The organism is Shewanella sp. Iso12, assembly GCF_012030025.1.
GTDB classification, from domain to species: Bacteria; Pseudomonadota; Gammaproteobacteria; order Enterobacterales; family Shewanellaceae; genus Shewanella; species Shewanella algae.
Map to the genome: position 1 here is coordinate 162,801 of NZ_JAAUHW010000006.1, position 20,514 is coordinate 183,314.

Sequence of the window (20,514 nt, forward strand, 5' to 3'; positions counted from 1 at the left end):
TGGAAACTGCCAGTTTTTCAAACTATTTAGCCTTTTTCGTCGACTCGGTCGCCTGTTTGACCGACTCGAGTGGCGTCACCTGCATCGGCAGGTATTTTCGGGTCGCCTTGAGCTCACTCAAATAGGGGCCTTTATGCAGTTTTTCCGGCCATTTGAGCAGCATCATCGCCAGCACATTACGGTGTTCACCCAGGGCCAGCGCCGGGTTACCTTTGGGGGAGCGAATAAAGTCTACTTCAGGATCGAAGGAGTTGATTATGTGCGCCTGGGTGGCTTTCACCATGGGATGATCTTTGCCCTTGCCGGCGAGCAGATAGCTTATTCCTACTTCGGCAATAATGTCGTTGGTGGCATCACTGAGGATCCGTTCGCGGTTGGCTTCGAAGTAGTCGAGGATCCAGGCGAATTCCTTGGCATCAACCGGGTGCTGATAGTATTCACTGGCGGCGAAGATAAAGTGAGTCATGCCATAGAGCTTATTGCGATATTGTGCCTTACTGAGCTTGTCATCCTCGGCATCAGGGTAGACACGTTTGAAGGCGGCCTTGTAGTCTTCCAGGTAATCGCCAACGCCAAGCTGCTTGGCCCAGTAAACATAATTGATCAGCTGCGCCGCCCAGGCTTCAATCATGGCTTCGTCGGTCAGGCCGTGCTGCAGATCTGTACTCTTGAGCCCTTTGAGCAACTTGTCGTGGCAGGGCCCGGTAAATCCCAATTCATCTATGCGACTGGCGTAGCGCAGCAGCACATCGGTATAAAACAGAAATTCGGGGAAGGGTTTGAGCGCTTTTTTGCGTGCCTTGGCCCGGGGGCCATTGCCCAGTTGGGATATCGCCTTGAGCGATTCACTTTTGACAAATTCAGGGTCGTCCAGTTGGCAGGCATAGAAGCTTTGCGCTTCAGTAACCGCAAACAGATCCACCAATGCGGCGTTGGCGTACTGCTCGTCACCTGTCATCCGATAGAGACGGATCCCGTAATGACCCTGCACCCTGGGTGGCAGCTGGTAGAGATGCTGCTCCAGATTCTGCTGAATGCGTTGATAAACCTCGTCAGCGCTGGGCTGGCTCTTGGCCGCCAGGGTACTGCTCATCACTCCCAGGCAGAGGGCAAGTGTCAGTTGACCGGTTCTCTTGAGTATTGGCATCGCGTATCCTCCGGATGAGTGTGGCCGCATCGGCAGCGCCAAACAGGCTTTGCAAACGGGCGGCCATAGGTTGGGCTGATTCGTTGACCAGCAAGAGATCAAATAGTTGCGCCGGGTTGCAGCCCCGGGTGTGAACATCTATGGCTTTGGCAAGTTGCTGTTGCCAGAGCCCAAGATAATAGAGCGGCCCCTGATCGCTGATGGCGCCAAAGCTGTAGCTATAGTCACTGACTTCGGGCCAGGAGCCATTAAAACTGGCTTCAAACGCCTTGTGCAGCTGTGGGTATTGGCTGTTGCCAAAGGCTTCAAAGCTGGCGAGGGCCACTTTGGCACGAAACACCTTGAGCTGCTGCTGGTATTCTTCGGCCAGTTGTTCGCGAGAGCCGGGAGCCGGCTTGAGTGAAAATCTAAATGCGCCGGCCAGATAGCGCTCAAGCCAGGCTTTGCCCACACCGGCGCCATCCTGAGGCAACTCCAGACTGTTGTTGAGATAATAACGGCCGCCGCCACTGAGTTGGGCTATGGCGGCGCTCAGGGAAGAAACTGCGGTCTGATAGTCCTTGAGCTTCAGTTGCTGAGGCTTAAGCACCAGCTCGCTCTGGCCGGTTTGTTGGCCGACAACGGCGCGGCGCAGCATTTTATGGCGGTTGTGTTTGCCTTCGCTGATAAGCAGTTCACCCAGCAGCCGACCATGGTGATACACCCTGAGCCAGTCGTCGTTAATCTGCTCTGTGGTTAATCCCAGCGGTTTGAGATGGTCAAACAGGGCTTTTAGTACTTCAGAGCCTTTGAGGGCGACCATTTCGGTTGACTGGGCCTGCTGTAACTCGCGCCCCAGATCCCAAGGGGCGTAATCCAGTTTTTGGGTGCTGGTATCGAGAAACCTGGCCACATCGCTTGGCGTGCTCAGCAACTGAGAACTGAGGATAAAATCACTGTAGCTCGGGTAACCATGCGCTTTGGCTTGTTGTTGTCTCAGGGCAAAAACGGATGACAGCGGCAGTTGATTGCGTAATCTGGCGCGGCCCTGATAAGTGCGCCAAACCTTGGCGCGACAATCACCATCGGCCTGTTGCATCAAGTAAGAGGCGATATTGACTGCAAAAAAGCCAGGCTTTTGGGGTGATTGAGCGGCTTCCTGCTCCGCTGAATTCTCTTCGGGATTGAGAGCCTGTTGCATGCCGGGCAGGGCACATTGTCCCAACTCCAGCTTGAGATCGTCACTGCGCATTCCCTGGCGAATGCTGGCCTGGGCGCCGTGGAGGCGTGCTTTTTCCTCTATGCCCAGATGTTGCTGCATCAACCAGTCCAATCTCTGGGACAATGCCTGAAGCTGTGGCTCATCATCATGGTTCAGTTCGGATGTCAGGCTTATCAGCGCCGGTTCGCTCAGGAATCTATCCATGGTGTCGGCCAGTTTCAACTGACACTGCAACAGCAACTCATGCTGAGCCGCTGACAGGGGAAAACTCCGATAATAACCGAGGCGGTCATTGATATTGTGCAGCCCGAGGGTTTGTCGCTCCAGCAACTGCAGATCCTGAAATTCAGGTTGAAAATTGCTGCTGTATTCGACACATTGGGCCGTCAGCAAGGGGACGGCATCAGGCGCGGCCAGGACAGGGGAAATGCCAGAGGCCACAGTCGATGCTAGCAGCGACGCCAACACCGACAGTGGCAGCCTGGACTTGAGGCGAGACGGACTTAGGCCGGAGTTAACGGCTGGCAAAGTGCTTCTTGGCATAAGCGACCCGTTCTTCCACTGACATGGGTTTGCCCGTCATTCTTTCCACATGCTGCAGCCTTGGCAATATCCCCATGCCATTGGCTATCTGGATGGCAAGCCCGGGACGGGCGTTGAGCTCCAGCAGCAGTGGTCCCTTGTTTTGATCCAGTACCATATCGGTTCCCAGATAACCCAGTTCGCACATCTCATAGGCGCTCGAGGCCGTGTGCAACAAGGTATCCCAGTGGGGCACCTCGATTTCAATCAGGTTACGCCCCGTATCCGGATGCAAATCGACCGGGCAGTCAAACTGCACCGCATGCAGACCGCGGCCGGTAGCGATATCCAAGCCGACACCAACCGCGCCCTGGTGCAGGTTGGCCTTGCCATCGGAAGCGGCGGTGGACAACCTGAGCATTCCCATTACAGGAAAACCCTTGAACACTATCAGGCGGATATCCGGAACCCCTTCATAGCTGAAGCCATCGAATACGGGATCGAACTCAATCAAGCCCTCAATAATGGCCACATCCGGCTTGCCACCGAGGGAGAACAGGCCGCTGAGGATATTGGAAACGTGGCGATCGACCTCGCTCGGGGTGACTTCATTGCCATTGGGCTTATAGAAGCGACCATTCTCCACATGGGTGATCACCAAGATCCCTTTGCCGCCCGAGCCTTTGGAGGGTTTGATCACAAAGCCGCTGCGATCTTTTACCTGCTCGGGAATGCTATTGATACCGTGTTGCTCGCGCACCACGCCTATCAGATCGGGTACGGCAATATCATTGGCAAGCGCAAGTTGCTTGGTGGTGAGCTTGTCGTCCACCCGTTTGTAAAACTTGCGCGGATTGTAGCGGCCAATATAGTCGATATTGCGCTTGTTCATATTCAGCACGCCAGCGCGGCGCAGCTGCCATGGCCAGGCAAAATTCATCTTATTCTCCTGCCAGTGGCTTGAAGCGCTTGAGCTCCAGCAGTCGATAACCTGTGTACTGACCCATCAGCAGCACCAGCGCCAGGATCACCAAATGGATACCCAGGAAGTTGAACACCCAGTGCTGTACCCAAGTGGCGCTCATGGCCAGATAAGCCAGAGTGGCTACCAGGAGTGAACCGCCACCTTGCACCATCACCTCTTTGGCACCTTCCTCTTCCCAGAGGATAGACATACGTTCAATGGTCCAGGCGAGAATGATCATCGGGAAGAAGGTGATAGTCAGGCCTTCACTGAGCCCAAACTTGTACGACAGCAGGGTAAACAGGCCTATGATGCCTATCACCACTATGATCACCGCCGATATTCGCGAAATCAGCAACAGGTTCAGATGCGATAGATAGGAGCGGATCATCAAGCCAAAGGCCACAATCAGCAGGAAACCTATCAAGCCGGTCAGCAGTGTGGTTTGGATAAAGGCCAGGGCGATAAGTACAGGCATGAAGGTACCTGAAGTCTTTATTCCTATGATAACCCTAAGGAATACTACCATCAGCACCCCGATAGGGATCAGCAAAATACCCTTGAACAGGCTCTGTTCTTCCAGCGGCAGTTGATAGAGGGAAAAGTCGATGGCGTTGTTTTTGGCCATCATGTCTATGGAAGTCGCCAGGGCTGAACGTGTGTCTTTCAGCATGGAGAAGTTGACCTGGGAGTTGCTGCCACCCAGTACGTCCAATACCGATTTACCGCTGCGCTCCCACAGCACCATGTTTTCCGGACGGCCCTCTGTGCCTTTGACCAGATCGAACAGGTGCCATTTACCGTCCTGATAGACTTCGACAAAGGGAGAAAGCTGCTGCCGACGGCGCTGATCTTCCAGATACAGACCATTGACTTCCTGAGTTGGAATACCGCGGCTATTGAGCATATGGACAAACAGCTTGGTGGGTGAGTTGGCCGACAGCAGCAGCTCTATGTTCTGACTGCGATCGCGACCGGCAATGGCGCGCATGATCTCACGGGCAAAAGAGAGGTTACCGGCACTGCGAGCCCAGGCTTCGTCCATCACCTGCTCGGCGGCGGCTTTCTCGGTCGCAGACCAGATATAAGGTGCAGGCGGCAGAGGTTCTTCCTGAGCCTTGAGTATTTCACGGCCAGTGGGGATCAGGGTGACCTTGTAGTAGAGGTCCTGTTGACCATTGGCTTGACGAATCGACCAAAGCGCGCGGCGGCCCTGTTCATTGTTGCTGATAGTCAGGCCATAACCCGGGGAGGTGGCATTTTCCATCAAGACTTCAAATGCCGGATCCTGTGGCAGGGAGAAAGAGACTTCTGCCGGGCCACCCGTACCCTGAAAACTGACTTTGGCATCGACAGCCCAACTTTGTACCTGCTCACCGGGCAGGAAGGGCACATTGTGTTCAATACCACGATAAATACTGGCGCTGAGCCCAACAATAAACAGCAGAGCTACCACCAGGTAGAAAGGTTTCCGTGAATGCATTACCGCTCCTATTTATGGCTCGAAATCACTAAGTCTTTGGCTTTGCCGTGCAGGTAAGCTTGGCCTACGTCGACAACGGCTATGTCTTTCATAAACTTGCGGCCGAGCAGCAAAGGATATTCGAGGTGACTGCGGTCGGTAAGGTTAAGATCGGTTTCGGCGGCATATTTGCCTATTTTGAGGTGGGCGTGGATCACCGGACGGCGATCGTCTTTTTCATCGGCGTCTTGCTTGATACGGACAAAACGTACCACCTTGGATTCGAAAGTTTTTCCCGGCGCATCCGCGCCATTGATCATCACATCGAATCTAACCCACTGGGCGCCGTCACGCTCAAACAGAATAATGTTGCGGGCATCGAGTGAAGAGGATTCTGCGCCGGTATCGATACGGGTATCGAAACTGGCATTCAGCTCATCGATAAAGACGCTCTCGACTTCACCGAGAATATATTTGTCGCCAATAGGTGAAGCTTCGCAGGGCGCAGGCACCTGTACTTCCTTGATGGTTTCCTTCGGGGGCTGCTGCAGTTTCTTCATCTGCTGTTGTAAACTCTGAAGCTGAGTATTCAGGGCATCCAGATGCTGTTGCTGTTGATTCTGAGCCTGAGCTATCACATTGACTATGCTGGCTTCCTGAGAGGCGAGGTTGGACTGCAAGGTCTGGGCGTCGACCGGCACCGGGGTATTTGCCACTTCCTGAGTGCTGGCGCAGCCGCCGGCAAGTGTTGCCATGGAGGCCATGACGGCGATTGAAATCGTCTGTTTCAACATAGTGCTTCCTGTATTCTGTTTTCCAGATTGCGTCACTTTTATATAGGGTTCGGTGAACTCGACTTACTTAATCGCGATAAAGGTTGCCCGTTTGGGGGCGGGGTAACCTTCCACTGTCAAATTGATGTCGGTCGGATCGAGGTAATCCACCAGAGATTCGTTGCGCATCCAAGGCGTGGAGCGTTGCTCGGCCAGTGAAGTGACGTCAAGATCAACACAGCGAACCTCACGAAAATCGCACTTCTCAAGCCAGAGTTGCAACGCGGCAACGGACGGAATAAACCATACATTATTCATCTTTCCATATCTATCCCGTGGCAGCAGTACGGCATTTTCATCACCTTCTATGACCAAAGTCTCCAACACGAGTTCACCTCCGGTTCGCAATTGATCACGCAACTGCAACAAGTGGTCAATTGGTGAGCGCCTGTGGTACAGCACCCCCATGGAGAACACAGTATCGAAGGCGTCCAGTGGCGGCAGCTCTTCTATACCCAAAGGCAGCAGGTGCACCGGCGGAGTCCCGCCGGCCAGGCGTTTGACCGCTTCAAACTGACATAAAAACAGTGAAGAGGGGTCGACACCAATCACCATTTTGGCGCCTTCACCATACATGCGCCACATGTGATAGCCGCTGCCGCAACCCACGTCCAGCACGGTTCTGCCTGCCAGAGGGCTGATATGGGGCGCGACCCGCTCCCACTTCCAATCGGAGCGCCACTCGGTATCGATATGAATGCCATGGATATGAAATGGCCCCTTGCGCCAGGGATGCAGCAACTGCAGTAGGTTTTCCAGTTTTTCCCGCTGCCCCGTTGCCAGTTGCTCCCCGGAACCTATGGTGACACTGTCTTTGAAATCCAGGCTGTCGGGGCTGGGGTAATTGAGCTTGGCGAGCACCTTCTCCCACTTGGGCAGGGCACCGTGCTTGTGCTCTCTTTGCCAGTCGCCGAGTTTGGCCGGCAGTGTTTCCAACCAATGCTGCAGATTGGAGTCGGCAATCTGTTGATAGAAATTACTGAAACTGATCACTTGATAGCTACCATGGATGTGAAATTGAAGCACTGGAACCAGACACCGTAATGGGCAAAACCGGCCTGGGATAATCTGTTGTAGTGATTGTTGAGTTGATCGGGTTTCATCACGTTTTCCAGTGCGCTGCGCTTTTGGCTGATCTCCAACTCGCTATAGCCATTGGCGCGTTTGAAATCCAGATGATGTTCATCCAGTACTTGCTGGATAACCTCATCGCCGAAGCGGATTTTTTCCGACAGCACCAAGGCGCCACCGGGTCTTAAGCCGGCATATATTTTCTGGATCAGGGTATCGCGATCCTCGGGCGGCAGAAACTGTAAAGTAAAGTTGAGCACCACCAAGGAGGCGTCTTCGATGACGATATCACGAATATCACCACAAATAAGCTGCACCTGGGTATCGCTGACATAAGCATTGAGATACTCCTGACAGCGCTCGGTCATCGCCGGCGAGTTGTCGACGGCGATAATCTCGCAACCTTTGCCTTCAATGCGCCTACGAATACTTAAAGTTGCCGCGCCAAGAGAACACCCTAAATCATAGACTTTACTGTCTTGTGTCACAAAGCGCTCGGCGAAGTCGCCAATGGTGTTGATGATCTGGCCGTAACCCGGCACAGAGCGGCGGATCATATCGCTGAATACGCCGGCTACCCTGTCATCAAAAGCAAAGTCTGAGACCTGACCGCAGTCAGTCGCATATATGGTGTCTTGAGAAGTGTTCATCTGAAATCTTGTGCGGGAAAATCAGTGACGTATTTTACCGAATCCCGCGTGAAAGCAGCAAGTGCGCTCTGGTAATTGACGCAAATTTTTTGTCTAATAGTGCAGGAATAACAAAATAATTACATCGCCTTACCAGGAAATAAGCACTTGAAATCGCTGACCTCTCTTTTGAGTCTATTGTGTGTGCTCGTATGTCTGCCGCTGGATGCGGCCACTCAAGTCCAGTCCCCCGCCAAACCACTCGTCATAGTGATGGGGGAGGATAGTTATCCCTACCAATTTGTTGATGATGCCGGCCAGCCACAGGGGATCCTGGTTGATCTCTGGCAGGAATGGAGCCGGGTCAATCAAAGACCCATCACACTAGTGGCGCGGCACTGGAACGATTCCCTGAAGCAGCTCAAAGAAGGCAAGGCGGATGTACACCTGGCGTTGGCGCTGACCCCGGAGCGCGAAGCCGAATTTGAATTTGCCAAGCCCATCAGTCGTATTGACACCTACCTTTATCTGCACTCTGAACTGAGGCACAAGGACAGTTTTGAGAAGCTGCTGCCGTATCGGATAGGGATAGTCAAAGGCTCGTCCCACGAATCGGATCTTAAGGCTCAGGAGTCCGGCCTTTCATTTGCCTTATACCCAGGTCGCGACGCATTGCTCAAGGCGGTATCCCGCGGAGAAATCAAGGTGTTTGCCGGCATGGAAGGGTATCTACGTGACCGGCAATTGGCCCGCAGTATTGCCCAGCAATATCCCACCGCCAACCGGATGCTGATAAAGCATTCGCCGGTGGCGCCGGCTGTCGCCAAAGGCAGGCAGACCTTGGTGGCCGAAATTAATAGTGGCTTTGCCCAGATCACTCCTGAGTTTATCGTTCAGACTCAGAGGCGCTGGCTGGGGTATCGTGCCGATCAGCATGGGATCACGGTTGCCATGCCACTGAATATGGAGCCGTTTTCCGATCTTGGCCCGGATGGCTTACCCCATGGCCTGTATGTGGATATCTGGCACAAATGGTCCGCCAAAACCGGGGTGCCGGTGGAGTTTGTTGCCGGTAGCATGAACAGCACTCTGGAGCAGGTCAAGCAGGGGATTGTCGATGCCCATATAGGCTATCCTGAAAGTGACGATCTCAGCTCTGGACTCAAGCGTGCCTGGCACTTACACACCCAAAGCAGCCGTCTGTTTCTCAAAGGCCAGATGGAGAGTCCGCTGGCGCTATTGGACGGCAAACGCTTGGGGATTTTCCCGTCATCACCCTATATCACAGAGCTGAAACAGGCCTTGCCCAAGGTACAGCTCAAGTATTTCGACTCTCTCGATGCCATGGTCAATGCCGCCGACCGGGGCGATATCTCAGGCTTTGTCTCGCCCTCGGCCTGGACTCAGCACTATCTGTTGACTCATGGACTCTGGGCCGGTTACCAGCAAGCAAAAGCCTTGCAGTTCAGCTCAGATATCTATGTGTTGACCCGCAGGCAGGACGATGGCCTGACCCAAAGGCTGATCGCCGGCTTTAACCTGTTGACCCGCGACGAGTTGGCGGCGCTGGAAAACAAATGGATGCTCAATAGTGACGATCATGTTTACAGCAAGGATCAAAGTCGGCTGCCATTGACCCAGGCAGAGCTGGGCTATCTTGAAAGCTTGCCCGAGCTTAAAGTGGGTTACCTCAAGGATTGGCCCCCCTTTGAATTCAAGGATGAGCAGGGGCAGTTTGCCGGAATTAATGCCGATGTGATGACGAGGGTGGCGCAACAGTTGGGGCTTAAACTGCTGCCCGTGGCTTTCGATGAGTGGCGCGATCTCCTCAAGGCGCTTGGCAGCGGCGAAGTGGTGGTGGCCGCCAGTCTGGCGGCGAGGGATGAGCAACATGCTGCGCTGGCTTTTTCCGACGGTTATTGGCCATCGCCCTGGGCCATGGTTTCAACCGTGGATCATCTGAATCTTTATAGCCTGGGACAACTCAATGGCCAGCGGGTGGCGATTGTTGAAGGTTATCAGTTGGCCGGTGAGCTTATGGCCAAGAGCCAGGGCATAAGCCCAGTGTTGGTGCCCGGCATGCGTGAAGGGTTGGAGGCCGTCAACCTGGGAAGGGCGGATCTCTTTATCGATAAAGTGGTATCGCTGGCCTCGGCCCTTTCTACCGGGCAATATCCGGCGCTGAAGATGAACCTGATAACCGATATGGCCGATCAAAAGAGCCATATTGGCGTCACGCCCGGCTATAAACCCTTGGTGCCTTTGATTAACCGGGTAATAAGCGGTATAGATGACAGCCAACGGCAAAGGATCCATGAAAAATGGGTTGGCACTGTGATTACCGACAAGAGCCAACAATACAAGGAGTGGCTTGGCTATTTTCTGTTGGCACTCTTGATTGCGCTGTTTATTGTACTGCTGGTGTTGCAGCTCAATCGGCGCCTCAGCCGGGAAATGAGCTTAAGGCGTGAGGCCGAGCTCAAGATGAAGCATCTTGCCAATCACGATCCGCTCACCGGCTTGCCCAACAGGGCACTGCTCGATGACAGGCTGGAGCAGGCATTTTTGCAACATGCCAGAGAGCAGGAGCGTTTTGCCGTGCTGTTTTTGGATGTCGATGGCTTCAAAGCCATAAACGACACCTATGGTCACGAGGTGGGTGACAGAATGCTGGTGCAGGTCACCCAGCGCCTGGCCGCGGTGATCCGTAAATCTGATACTCTGGTGCGCTTTGGCGGTGACGAGTTTGTGGTGATACTCAATCGAATTCAGGATTTTGATGCTGTCTGTCAGGTGGCGGATAATTTGATCCAATCGCTTGCCGGGCCGCTCAAGTGGCAAAACATCAGTGTGCAGCTGTCGCTCAGCGTCGGGATCAGCGTGTATCCGGTGGACGGCGACAACGCCATCGAACTGCTCAAACGGGCCGACCAACTCATGTATCGCGCCAAAGAGAGTGGCGGCAGTTGTTATCGCAGTGCCTGATTGTTGTTATTTTGAACGCTCGTGCCTTGACCTTGGTTCAGCCACTGGTCAAAGGGAGCAAACTGTTTGATACTTCACCGTCTGAAAGTGAAGTACTTTGGTAAGTGGCAGATATTCTCTATAATGCCGCTCTTATCGTGTTGAATCGTTCCAGAGCTCAGCAGGCCGGAATAAAGGATATAAAGCAGATGCGCAGTCATTATTGTGGGGACGTAAACAAGTCCCACGTTGGACAAGAAGTGACCCTGGTGGGTTGGGTGAACCGTAGCCGCGACTTGGGAGGTGTGGTGTTTTTGGATCTCCGGGATCGTGAAGGACTGATCCAGGTAGTATATGACCCGGACTTGCCTGAGGTTTTCGATGTCGCCAGCACACTGCGCAGCGAATTCTGTGTCCAGGTCAAAGGTGTGGTCAGAGCCCGTCCCGACAGCCAGGTCAACGCTCATATGCGTACCGGCGAAATCGAGGTGCTGGGTAAGGAACTGACCATAATCAACGCCGCCGACCCACTGCCGCTGAGTATGGATAACTTCCAGAACAACAGCGAAGAGCAGCGTCTCAAGTATCGCTATCTGGACCTGCGTCGTCCGGAAATGGCCCAGCGACTGATTTTCCGCGCCAAGGTCACCAGTGCCGTGCGTCGTTTTATGGACAGCAACGGCTTTTTGGATATCGAAACCCCTATTCTGACCAAGGCTACGCCGGAAGGCGCCCGTGACTATCTGGTGCCAAGCCGCACTTACAAGGGGCAGTTTTTCGCCTTGCCTCAATCGCCTCAGCTGTTCAAACAGTTGTTGATGATGTCAGGTTTCGACCGTTACTATCAAATCGTCAAATGCTTCCGCGACGAAGACTTGCGCGCCGACCGTCAGCCTGAATTTACCCAGATTGATATCGAAACCTCTTTCATGAGCTCTGAGCAGGTGATGCAAAAGACCGAGGAGATGGTGCGTGGTCTGTTCCTCGAACTGCTCAACGTGGACCTGGGTGAATTTCCGACCATGACCTATGCCGAAGCCATGCGCCGTTTCGGTTCCGACAAGCCGGATCTGCGTAACCCACTGGAACTGGTGGACGTGGCCGATCTGGTCAAGGATGTTGAGTTTGCGGTATTCAACGGCCCGGCCAACGATATTGAGGGCCGAGTGGCGGTTATCCGGGTGCCGGGCGGCGCCGAGTTGTCCCGTAAGCAGATAGACGACTACACCAAGTATGTCGGTATCTACGGTGCTCGCGGTCTGGCCTGGATGAAGGTCAACGACCTGGCTGCCGGCATGGAAGGCATTCAGTCACCTGTGCTCAAGTTCCTCAATGAAGATATCGTCAAGGCGCTGCTGGAACGCACCGGCGCGCAAAGCGGTGATATCATTCTGTTTGGTGCCGACAAGGCCAACGTGGTTGCCGAAGCCATGGGCGCGCTGCGTCTGAAACTGGGTGAAGATTTCAACCTGCTCCAGGGCGAGTGGGCTCCGCTGTGGGTTGTGGACTTCCCTATGTTTGAAAAGGCCGACGGTCGCCTGTACGCCGTGCACCATCCGTTTACCGCGCCAAGGGGCGTGACTCCAGCCGAGCTGGAAGCCAACCCGGCCGAGACGGTATCCGACGCCTATGATATGGTACTCAACGGTACCGAACTCGGCGGCGGCTCTGTGCGTATCCACAACCAGGAGATGCAGGCCACAGTATTCCGTATTCTCGGGATCACAGATGAAGAAGCCAAAGAAAAATTCGGCTTCCTGCTGGAAGCACTGCGCTACGGCACACCACCGCACGCAGGTTTGGCCTTCGGTCTCGACCGTCTGGTCATGCTGATGACCGGCGCCAGCTCGATTCGTGACGTGATGGCGTTCCCGAAAACCACTACCGCAGCCTGCCCGTTGACCAATGCACCGGGTGAGGCCAATCCACAACAACTGGTGGAATTGGGTATCAAGGTTGCTGAAAAGGCGGCCGACAAAGCTGAAGTCTGAAGGACTGAGCTTGAAGTCATAAAAGTGTGAATCAAACCGGGGCATAAGCCTCGGTCTGTTTTTTTACCGGTTTGAATTTAAACCGGTATTGAGAGGAGATATACCTATGGCAGGTCATAGTAAATGGGCCAACATCAAACACCGCAAGGCCGCTCAGGATGCCAAGCGCGGTAAACTGTTCACCAAACTTATCCGCGAGCTGACAGTATCGGCCCGCGAAGGTGGCTCAGATCCGGATTCCAACCCCCGTTTACGTGCCGCTATCGACAAAGCGCTGTCCAACAACATGACCCGTGACACAGTCGAACGTGCGGTTAAGCGCGGTGCCGGTGAGCTCGATGGCCAGTCGCTGGAAACCGTGGTTTATGAAGGCTACGGCCCGGGCGGCACCGCCGTGATGGTCGAGTGTATGACAGACAACCGCAACCGCACTGTTACCGGCGTACGTAACGCCTTCAATAAGTCCGGCGGCAACCTGGGGACAGATGGCTCAGTGGCTTATCTGTTCACCAAGCAGGGCGTCATCAGCTACGAAGAGGGCGTTGATGAAGATGCCATCATGGAAGCCGCGCTGGAAGCCGGTGCCGAGGACGTGGTCAGCAATGATGACGGCTCTGTGGATGTATACACTGCACCTGCCGATTTCGGTGCGGTGAAAGATGCGCTGGATGCCATTGGGGTTGAAGCGGTGAATGCTGAAGTGACCATGGTGCCATCGACCAAGGCCGATCTGGATGAAGATACCGCCGCCAAGTTTCTGCGTCTTATCGACACGCTGGAAGATCACGACGACGTTCAGGAAGTCTATCACAACGCGGAAATTGCCGATGATGTGATGGAACGCCTCGGTTAAGGCGGACTATGGCGATTATTTTGGGTGTCGACCCTGGCTCGCGGATCACTGGCTACGGCGTGATCCAGTGTCAGGGAAGGCACCAGATTTACCTCGGCAGCGGTTGCATTCGCACCAGCTGCGAGGATCTTCCCTCCCGTCTCAAACAGATATTCGACGGCCTGTCGGAGATTATCCGCCAATATCAGCCGGAGCAGTTTGCCATTGAGAAAGTGTTCCTGGCCAAAAATGCCGATTCGGCGCTGAAATTGGGCCAGGCCAGAGGCGCGGCCATAGTGGCGGCCACAGTGGCGAATTTACCGGTGGCTGAATACACGGCAACCCAAATAAAGAGCGCCGTGGTCGGGACGGGCAGGGCCCAGAAAACTCAGGTACAACACATGATCCAGCAGCTGCTCAAACTGCCGGCCGCCCCGCAGGCGGATGCGGCAGATGCGCTCGCCGTGGCCGTGTGTCATTATCATACTTGCCAGAGTCTGGTTGCCCTCGGCGGCCGGGCAACGGCCCGCAGCTATGGAAGATACAGATGATAGGGCGTTTACAGGGAATATTGCTGGAAAAGCAAGCTCCGGAAGTGTTGTTGGATGTGCATGGCGTGGGCTATGAACTGCAGATGCCGCTGACCAGCTTTTATGAGCTGCCGGAACTGCAACAGAGCACCACTCTCTATACCCACTTTGTAGTGCGTGAAGATGCTCAGCTGCTGTATGGCTTCATTACCAAGCAGGAAAGAGCCCTGTTCAGGTTACTTATCAAGGCCAATGGTGTCGGCCCCAAATTGGCGCTGACCATACTGTCGGGGCTGACGGCGCAGGAATTTGTCAGTTGTGTCGAGCGCGACGATATTGCCACCTTGGTGAAACTGCCGGGGGTGGGCAAGAAGACCGCCGAGCGTTTATTGGTTGAGATGCGCGACAAGCTCAAGAGCCTGATGGAAGCCTCCAGCGGCAATGAGCGTGAGTTTGTGCTCAAGTCCAACTTTACCCCGGTAGAAGCGCCCAACAGCGCTGAAGAAGATGCCATTGCAGCCTTGCTCTCTTTGGGCTATAAACCCGCCCAGGCCAGCAAAGCGGTTTCCAGCGCCTTTGTTGAAGGCATAGATTCAGAAACCCTGATCAAGGCCGCACTCAAATCCATGCTGTAACATGGAGCGGATAACTGAGGAATGAAGGTAAAGGCATGATAGAGGCCGACAGACTGATCCAACCCCAAAGCTCTCCTCAGGAGGAGCTTATCGATCGGGCGATGCGTCCCAAGTTACTGGACGAGTACACAGGTCAGAATGAGGCACGCGCTCAGCTCAAGGTGTTTATTCAAGCCGCCAAAAACCGCCAGGAAGCCTTGGATCACATGCTGATCTACGGCCCGCCTGGGCTTGGCAAGACCACCTTGGCAATGATAGTGGCCAATGAGATGGGGGTGAATATCAAGTCCACCTCGGGGCCTGTGCTGGAAAAAGCCGGCGATCTGGCGGCATTGCTGACCAATCTCGAGCCGGGCGATGTCCTGTTTATCGATGAAATTCATCGTCTCAGCCCAGTGGTGGAAGAAATTCTCTATCCGGCGATGGAAGACTATCAGCTGGATATCATGATAGGCGAGGGCCCGGCGGCCCGCTCCATCAAACTGGACTTGCCGCCATTTACCCTGGTGGGAGCCACCACCCGCGCCGGTGCGCTGACTTCCCCGTTAAGGGCTCGTTTCGGGATCCCGCTGCGACTTGAGTTTTACAATGTGGACGACCTCAGCACCATAGTTGCCCGCTCTGCCAATATGTTGGAACTGCAGATGGACTCTGACGGCGCCAGGGAAATCGCCCGCCGTGCCCGCGGAACCCCGCGGATCGCCAACCGCCTGCTCAGACGGGTGCGTGATTTTGCCGAGGTGAAACACGATGGCCGGATCACCAAGTTGGTGGCCGAGCAAGCGCTGGATATGCTGGATGTGGACGGCGAAGGCTTCGATTACATGGACCGCAAGTTGCTGCTGGCGATCATCGACAAGTTTATGGGGGGCCCAGTGGGGCTCGACAACCTGGCGGCGGCCATAGGCGAAGAGCGGGAAACCATAGAAGATGTGCTGGAGCCATTTCTTATCCAGCAAGGTTTTATCCAGCGTACTCCCAGGGGCAGGATAGCCACTGCCAGGGCCTACAGCCATTTTGAGATGATAAAGCCCGAATAAAGCACCGGCCAAAGTCCTAGGGCAGAATGGGAATAAGACAAAAAAGCGGCAGCTGAAAGGTTGCCGCTTTTTTTGTGATTTTGGAAAAATGCCGATGCTAGGACAGCAAACTTTTCTTGATAAGCTCGGCCAGGCGCTCGGGCGCTTCCAAAGGCAACATATGGGTGGCGTCTTTCACCACTCTTAGTTGAGCACTCTCAACTAGGTTTGAGGTCTGCTCACTGACCAAGTGAAACAGTGCCCGGGTATCGCTGCCGTGGGCAATTATAAAGGTACAGGTTTGGGGGAGCCTGAAAGCTTTCAAGGCATCTTTTGTGATGGCAGGGCTCTCGGTTTGATTGAGCTGCATCGGCAAAGTATAAGCCAGCGCCAGTTGGGGCTTGCGAATATCCTCGGCCTGGCGGCTAAAGTAGCCGGGCTTACCGCCCGAGCCATCTATCAGGGCTTCAACCGCTGCAGCCAACTCGCCTTTGGCGACCCGTTCAAATATCGGCGCAAACATATTGTTGGCATCTTCCCCCCAGCTTTGCATCACTTGACCTTCGAGTGCCCCAGGGTAACCGGGTTCATAGAGAAATATCCCTGTGGGCATAACAGAATGCTTTAGCAGCAGATTGAGGATCACATCGCTGCCATAAGACCAACCGGCAAGGTACAACGCCTTCTTCTGCGGTAATTTGTTTATCTGTGTATACAGGTCATCGGCGTGGGTATTGAGGCCGAAACCGCCGTCCGTTTGGCCTGTGAAATGGCGTAAGTTGACAGGGATTATCTCAAACTCATTTTCAAGGTGGGGAAGATGCGGTTGCCACATCTCGGCATTGGCCAGCGCACCATGCACCAAAATCAGATAAGGGCGCTTATCTGAACCACTGTTTTCCATGTTTATTTTCCTTTTGAACTTGGCTTTGCTAACCGGTGTAAACCACGCCGGCCAAGCAATAGAGCAGATATTGGATTGCAGACCTTAACCCGGATCACTGCCCGAGCAATAACTCTCCCTCTATGGGGAAGAATTCGCTGGCAGCATTGATCAGAGCCAGCGAAGTTAATTCGGGAACGGCGTAAACCTCAACCCGTTTACCTTTTTGACGTAGTTTTTCGGCCAACAGGGCAAAATCGCCGTCACCGGACAGCAGCACTATGGTGTCCACCACATCTGCGTATTCCAGTGCATCTATGGTAATTCCCACATCCCAGTCGCCTTTGGCCGAGCCATCGGCGCGTTGGATAAAGGGTTTGAGTTTCACCTCAAAGCCGATGGCCCGCAGGATATTTTGAAATTCCCGTTGCTTCTTATCGCCCCTGTCTATGGCGTAGGCGAAGGCTTTAACCAGCTGCCGTTGACGGGTGACTCTGGACCAGAGCCGGTTGTAGTCAAGATTGCGCCCGAGCGCTTGCCTGGTGGTGTAGTAGACGTTTTGTACGTCAACCAGGATCAATACTCTGCCTCGCTGCTCACTCATAGCGGGTGTTCCTTCTCTTCAGGGCGCTAACTTTATCGGCAATCTGAGCCACTTTCAGGGTCTGAGGCCTGTCAGCTGCATGCTATATTCTCTGTGGCCTGTGTCGGCGCAGGTTTGTTCGCCAATAATCACAGCTCCCCTGCGTTGATAAAAATCGACACTGGCCTGGTTGTCGCAATAAACACTTAAGGTAAGTTGTTCTCTTTGCTGCCTGGCGTGATCGAGTAAGCGACTGCCAATTCCTAATCCCTGCATCGCAGGTTTGACAAATAAAGCCGCCAGGCTGTTCTCGTAGAGAGAATAAAACCCCAGCACTTCGGCGCCATGCTGGTAGACATAGTTCTCGGCTGCTGGAATATAGACCCGGCGCATATTATCCAGTTGGGACTGCCAAAAATCTGCGGCGATAAAATCGTGTGCATTGATGGAGGCGGTCAACCAGATTTCCAATAGCGAATACATGTCTTCCTTGGCGAATGAACGGATCATATAACTTCCTTGTGGATTATTTTAATTGGTTACGGGATTAGGAGGCTTACCGCCCCAATTGGCTGGCGGGCTCGGCAAATCCCTATAATGGGGGGCAGAATAGCAAACCGGGCAAGCTAAAAAAATGATAAATGGCTCAAAGCCTTACTTTTATTGCTTAATACCGTCAACATAGGTTGTTTCCCGTCAGTTGTTGGCAACTGAACCAGTATCGCAGGCAGAAACAGGTGTTAGGCAAAAATTTACACCGTTATTCGGGCAGTTAACCGGCACTAAGCCAAAAGTGGATTACACTTTAAATCAGACATAGCGTACTGTATTGAAAAGTACTTGATGCCGAATTGTGCTGCCGCAGCGATTGCGGTAACCATGCTGATTTCATCTGAACTGAGGTTCAGGAGCGTAGGTTCAGGAAGTTGGCCGAGGCAAATAGTGCTGAGTACCGGGCAGGGCATAGAGCGCCTGCAGGTTTTGTCCAAGTAATAACGCGGACAAAGTGACTGAGGGATTAGTGACTATGATCGATGATTTTCTGTTTTCGTCTGAAACATCGCCGGAAGAGCCCCATCAACGCGACAATAAGTGGCGTATTCTGGCGGTGGATGATGATGTCAAATTCCAGAACTCGCTGAGTTTTGCCATCAATAAAATGACCCTTATGGGGCGGCCTCTCGAACTCATACAAGCCTACAGCATGGCCGAGGCGTCCAGTTTGCTTGGTAAAGACGCCGACTTTGCCGTAGTCCTGGTCGATGTGGTAATGGAAACCGAAGATGCCGGTCTCAGGTTAGTCAAGGCGGTGCGGGATCTGCTGGGGATATCCGATACCCGCTTTGTGCTTTTAACCGGCCAGCCGGGAATGGCACCGGCCGAGTCTGTGATGCAAGACTATGATTTGTCTGATTATGTGCTTAAGTCCGATCTCGCCAGCCGCGGCATTCGCAACATACTGACGGGTGCTGTGCGTAATTATCACCAGCTCAAGACCATTTCCTCTGCCCGCCGTGGTTTGCAACTCATTGTCGAGTCCAGCAACCGTTTGCTTGGGCTGCGAACGCTGGCACAGATAGCCTCGGTTACCTTAAGTGAAATCGCCAATCTCATTGATGTGCCGGATGAGGGGCTGGTTTGTGTCAATCGGGGTCGTCATAGCGCAGATGGCTCGGGGCAGGAGATCTTTGAGCCTATGACGATAGCCTGCAGTGGCCGTTTCCGGCAGTACGCCAATCGTGCCCTCAGGGAGTTGCCGGATCCCACTATTCAGTCCATGGTGGAACAGGCGCTCAGGGAAAAACGTTTTGTCAGTACCGATGAAAGCCAGGTGCTGTTTTTCCCGAAATCGGCAGCATTGGCCGAATTTGCCATCTATGTGGCCACAGATCGCACCTTGGACGACACCGAAATGGAGCTGCTAAAGGTGTTTGCCGCCAATGTTTCCAAGGGCTTTGGCAACGTAGCCCTGATAAGCCGGCTCGACAAGATTGCCTACCAGGATGAACTGCTCGGCATCCCCAATCGCAGTGCCTTGCTGCGGGAACTCTCAAGGTTGCAGGCTATGTCCAGCGCAAGCGCGCACAATCTGCTGTTATTGGATTTGGATCATTTCTCCGGCCTCAACAATCTGTTTGGCTCTGTGTTTGGCAATCAGGTGTTGCAGGCGGTAGCCGAAAGGTTACAGGAGGTTTTTCCGCAGCCGACTGTTATTGGACGACTGCATTCAGATCTGTTCGCCGTCATTGGCCATAAGGAGCAGGTCAATATCGACAGGGCGCAGCGGGTGTTCAGTGCGCCGTTTGAAATCGATAACAGCCGTCATATTCTCACCGCCTGTATGACAGAAGTCTCTCTGGCCATCAGTGGCCAGGATCCCGCCGAACTGCTGCGCACCGCAGGTACCGGGCTCAGAAATGCCAAATCCCGTGGGCCTGGCAGCATACAGGCGTTTGATCCCGAGTTTGAACATCAGGCGGCACACAGGTTCAAGTTGATGCAACGGCTGCATACCGCCATTCAACGCCAGGAGTTTGTACTGCACTTCCAGCCGCAGATAGATCTCAAGAGTGGTGAGGTTGTCGGCGTGGAGGCCTTGCTGCGCTGGCAGACCGAAGACGGCATGGTACCTCCGGGCACCTTTATCCCGTTGGCTGAGCAGTCGTCTTACATTCACGGCATAGGCGACATAGTGGTTGCGTTATCCTGTCAGGCGGTACATGCGCTGGATCAGGCCGGTTTTACCGATATTCTGGTCAGTCTTAATTATTCGGCCCGCCAACTGGATAAACCGGATGTACTCGACAGGCTCAAACAGCAATGCCGTCTTGCAGGTGTTGAGCCTAGCCGTCTGTGTTTGGAAGTCACCGAAACCGCCATGATGCAATCGTTCCAGCAAGTTGCGAAAATTCTCCAGCGTCACCGTGCCTGGGGCGGCACAGTTGCGATAGACGATTTCGGTACCGGGCTTTCGTCACTCGAATACCTGCTGCAGCTGCCGGCCGATCACTTGAAGATAGATATGACCTTTGTCGCCAGGCTGGATGAAGATGAGCGCAGCCGTTTTCTGGCGTCGATGATCATTGAGTTGGGACGGCGATTGAATATTTCTGTGGTTGCCGAGGGGGTTGAGACTCGCAGCCAGGCCAACTGGCTCAGGGATAATGGCTGCCATATCGCTCAAGGGTGGCTGTATGGTAAGGCCATGCCACTGGATGAGCTGTTGTTGTGGCTCAGTAAACGCTGAA

Annotated in this window: 17 protein-coding genes; 7 read left to right on the forward strand and 10 right to left on the reverse strand. The window is 53.9% G+C overall.

Translation table 11 applies throughout. The features are described from left to right. Positions 1–22: 22 nt before the first annotated feature. The 7 genes from HCX89_RS12670 to cmoA all read right to left on the reverse strand — a co-directional run bounded on the left by HCX89_RS12670 (position 23) and on the right by cmoA (position 7,850). Positions 23–1,093, reverse strand: a complete 1,071-nt coding sequence (locus tag HCX89_RS12670; protein WP_243891887.1) for a DUF3541 domain-containing protein — start codon at positions 1,091–1,093, stop codon at positions 23–25. Further along, on the reverse strand, positions 1,053–2,891 hold the full coding sequence (locus tag HCX89_RS22730; protein ID WP_174840105.1) for a M3 family metallopeptidase: 1,839 nt from the start codon (positions 2,889–2,891) through the stop codon (positions 1,053–1,055). Before HCX89_RS22730 ends, HCX89_RS12670 begins: the two co-directional genes overlap by 41 nt. Then, entirely contained in the window at positions 2,863–3,810 is a 948-nt protein-coding gene (locus HCX89_RS12675) for an alpha-L-glutamate ligase-like protein (protein ID WP_025009688.1), read from the reverse strand. Before HCX89_RS12675 ends, HCX89_RS22730 begins: the two co-directional genes overlap by 29 nt. A 1-nt stretch (position 3,811) precedes the next feature. Continuing rightward, entirely contained in the window at positions 3,812–5,317 is a 1,506-nt protein-coding gene (locus HCX89_RS12680) for an inactive transglutaminase family protein (protein WP_028779244.1), read from the reverse strand. A gap of 8 nt (positions 5,318–5,325) precedes the next feature. Further along, positions 5,326–6,090: an ATP-dependent zinc protease gene (locus HCX89_RS12685; RefSeq protein WP_123116292.1), complete on the reverse strand. Its 765-nt coding sequence runs from the start codon at positions 6,088–6,090 to the stop codon at positions 5,326–5,328. A 63-nt stretch (positions 6,091–6,153) separates the two neighbouring features. Beyond that, positions 6,154–7,122, reverse strand: coding sequence for a tRNA 5-methoxyuridine(34)/uridine 5-oxyacetic acid(34) synthase CmoB (cmoB, locus tag HCX89_RS12690; protein ID WP_096141736.1), 969 nt, complete (start codon positions 7,120–7,122; stop codon positions 6,154–6,156). Beyond that, the gene (gene cmoA, locus HCX89_RS12695; RefSeq protein WP_167716271.1) at positions 7,119–7,850 is read right to left on the reverse strand and encodes a carboxy-S-adenosyl-L-methionine synthase CmoA; all 732 of its coding nucleotides are present in this window, start codon (positions 7,848–7,850) and stop codon (positions 7,119–7,121) included. Before cmoA ends, cmoB begins: the two co-directional genes overlap by 4 nt. A 147-nt stretch (positions 7,851–7,997) precedes the next feature. Here cmoA and HCX89_RS12700 point away from each other — a divergent pair, with 147 nt between their 5' ends. The 6 genes from HCX89_RS12700 (at position 7,998) to ruvB (ending at position 15,821) form a co-directional block, all read left to right on the forward strand. Further along, positions 7,998–10,814 carry a transporter substrate-binding domain-containing protein gene (locus HCX89_RS12700; RefSeq protein WP_254428385.1) on the forward strand — a complete coding sequence of 939 codons (2,817 nt, stop codon included), beginning with the start codon at positions 7,998–8,000 and terminating at the stop codon, positions 10,812–10,814. 188 nt (positions 10,815–11,002) lie between these two features. Next, entirely contained in the window at positions 11,003–12,784 is a 1,782-nt protein-coding gene (aspS, locus tag HCX89_RS12705; protein ID WP_044734442.1) for an aspartate--tRNA ligase, read from the forward strand. Positions 12,785–12,890: 106 nt separating this feature from the next. Continuing rightward, entirely contained in the window at positions 12,891–13,637 is a 747-nt protein-coding gene (locus HCX89_RS12710) for a YebC/PmpR family DNA-binding transcriptional regulator (protein ID WP_025009691.1), read from the forward strand. An 8-nt stretch (positions 13,638–13,645) separates the two neighbouring features. Continuing rightward, positions 13,646–14,167: a crossover junction endodeoxyribonuclease RuvC gene (gene ruvC, locus HCX89_RS12715; protein WP_025009692.1), complete on the forward strand. Its 522-nt coding sequence runs from the start codon at positions 13,646–13,648 to the stop codon at positions 14,165–14,167. Next, positions 14,164–14,781, forward strand: a complete 618-nt coding sequence (gene ruvA / locus HCX89_RS12720; RefSeq protein ID WP_025009693.1) for a Holliday junction branch migration protein RuvA — start codon at positions 14,164–14,166, stop codon at positions 14,779–14,781. Before ruvC ends, ruvA begins: the two co-directional genes overlap by 4 nt. Before the next feature lie 35 nt (positions 14,782–14,816). Continuing rightward, positions 14,817–15,821 carry a Holliday junction branch migration DNA helicase RuvB gene (gene ruvB / locus HCX89_RS12725; RefSeq protein WP_025009694.1) on the forward strand — a complete coding sequence of 335 codons (1,005 nt, stop codon included), beginning with the start codon at positions 14,817–14,819 and terminating at the stop codon, positions 15,819–15,821. Between the two features lie 97 nt (positions 15,822–15,918). On the opposite strand, the gene HCX89_RS12730 is transcribed toward ruvB, so the two are convergent. The 3 genes from HCX89_RS12730 to HCX89_RS12740 all read right to left on the reverse strand — a co-directional run bounded on the left by HCX89_RS12730 (position 15,919) and on the right by HCX89_RS12740 (position 17,776). Then, positions 15,919–16,704, reverse strand: a complete 786-nt coding sequence (locus HCX89_RS12730) for an alpha/beta fold hydrolase (protein WP_093982964.1) — start codon at positions 16,702–16,704, stop codon at positions 15,919–15,921. A gap of 94 nt (positions 16,705–16,798) precedes the next feature. After that, positions 16,799–17,287: an NYN domain-containing protein gene (locus HCX89_RS12735; RefSeq protein ID WP_071237652.1), complete on the reverse strand. Its 489-nt coding sequence runs from the start codon at positions 17,285–17,287 to the stop codon at positions 16,799–16,801. A gap of 54 nt (positions 17,288–17,341) precedes the next feature. Next, positions 17,342–17,776: a GNAT family N-acetyltransferase gene (locus HCX89_RS12740; protein ID WP_167716273.1), complete on the reverse strand. Its 435-nt coding sequence runs from the start codon at positions 17,774–17,776 to the stop codon at positions 17,342–17,344. A gap of 517 nt (positions 17,777–18,293) precedes the next feature. Between HCX89_RS12740 and HCX89_RS12745 the strand changes: the two genes are divergently transcribed. Then, the gene (locus tag HCX89_RS12745; protein WP_051472600.1) at positions 18,294–20,513 is read left to right on the forward strand and encodes an EAL domain-containing protein; all 2,220 of its coding nucleotides are present in this window, start codon (positions 18,294–18,296) and stop codon (positions 20,511–20,513) included. Position 20,514: the final 1 nt, after the last annotated feature.

Bases quoted from the DNA above. Each gene is read 5' to 3' on its own strand.
- HCX89_RS12670 (WP_243891887.1), bottom strand. From the start codon at position 1,093: ATGAGCAGTACCCTGGCGGCCAAGAGCCAGCCCAGCGCTGACGAGGTT.
- HCX89_RS22730 (WP_174840105.1), bottom strand. From the start codon at position 2,891: ATGCCAAGAAGCACTTTGCCAGCCGTTAACTCCGGCCTAAGTCCGTCT.
- HCX89_RS12675 (WP_025009688.1), bottom strand. From the start codon at position 3,810: ATGAATTTTGCCTGGCCATGGCAGCTGCGCCGCGCTGGCGTGCTGAAT.
- HCX89_RS12680 (WP_028779244.1), bottom strand. From the start codon at position 5,317: ATGCATTCACGGAAACCTTTCTACCTGGTGGTAGCTCTGCTGTTTATT.
- HCX89_RS12685 (WP_123116292.1), bottom strand. From the start codon at position 6,090: ATGTTGAAACAGACGATTTCAATCGCCGTCATGGCCTCCATGGCAACA.
- cmoA (WP_167716271.1), bottom strand. From the start codon at position 7,850: ATGAACACTTCTCAAGACACCATATATGCGACTGACTGCGGTCAGGTC.
- aspS (WP_044734442.1), top strand. From the start codon at position 11,003: ATGCGCAGTCATTATTGTGGGGACGTAAACAAGTCCCACGTTGGACAA.
- HCX89_RS12710 (WP_025009691.1), top strand. From the start codon at position 12,891: ATGGCAGGTCATAGTAAATGGGCCAACATCAAACACCGCAAGGCCGCT.
- ruvC (WP_025009692.1), top strand. From the start codon at position 13,646: ATGGCGATTATTTTGGGTGTCGACCCTGGCTCGCGGATCACTGGCTAC.
- ruvA (WP_025009693.1), top strand. From the start codon at position 14,164: ATGATAGGGCGTTTACAGGGAATATTGCTGGAAAAGCAAGCTCCGGAA.
- ruvB (WP_025009694.1), top strand. From the start codon at position 14,817: ATGATAGAGGCCGACAGACTGATCCAACCCCAAAGCTCTCCTCAGGAG.
- HCX89_RS12730 (WP_093982964.1), bottom strand. From the start codon at position 16,704: ATGGAAAACAGTGGTTCAGATAAGCGCCCTTATCTGATTTTGGTGCAT.
- HCX89_RS12735 (WP_071237652.1), bottom strand. From the start codon at position 17,287: ATGAGTGAGCAGCGAGGCAGAGTATTGATCCTGGTTGACGTACAAAAC.
- HCX89_RS12740 (WP_167716273.1), bottom strand. From the start codon at position 17,776: ATGATCCGTTCATTCGCCAAGGAAGACATGTATTCGCTATTGGAAATC.
- HCX89_RS12745 (WP_051472600.1), top strand. From the start codon at position 18,294: ATGATCGATGATTTTCTGTTTTCGTCTGAAACATCGCCGGAAGAGCCC.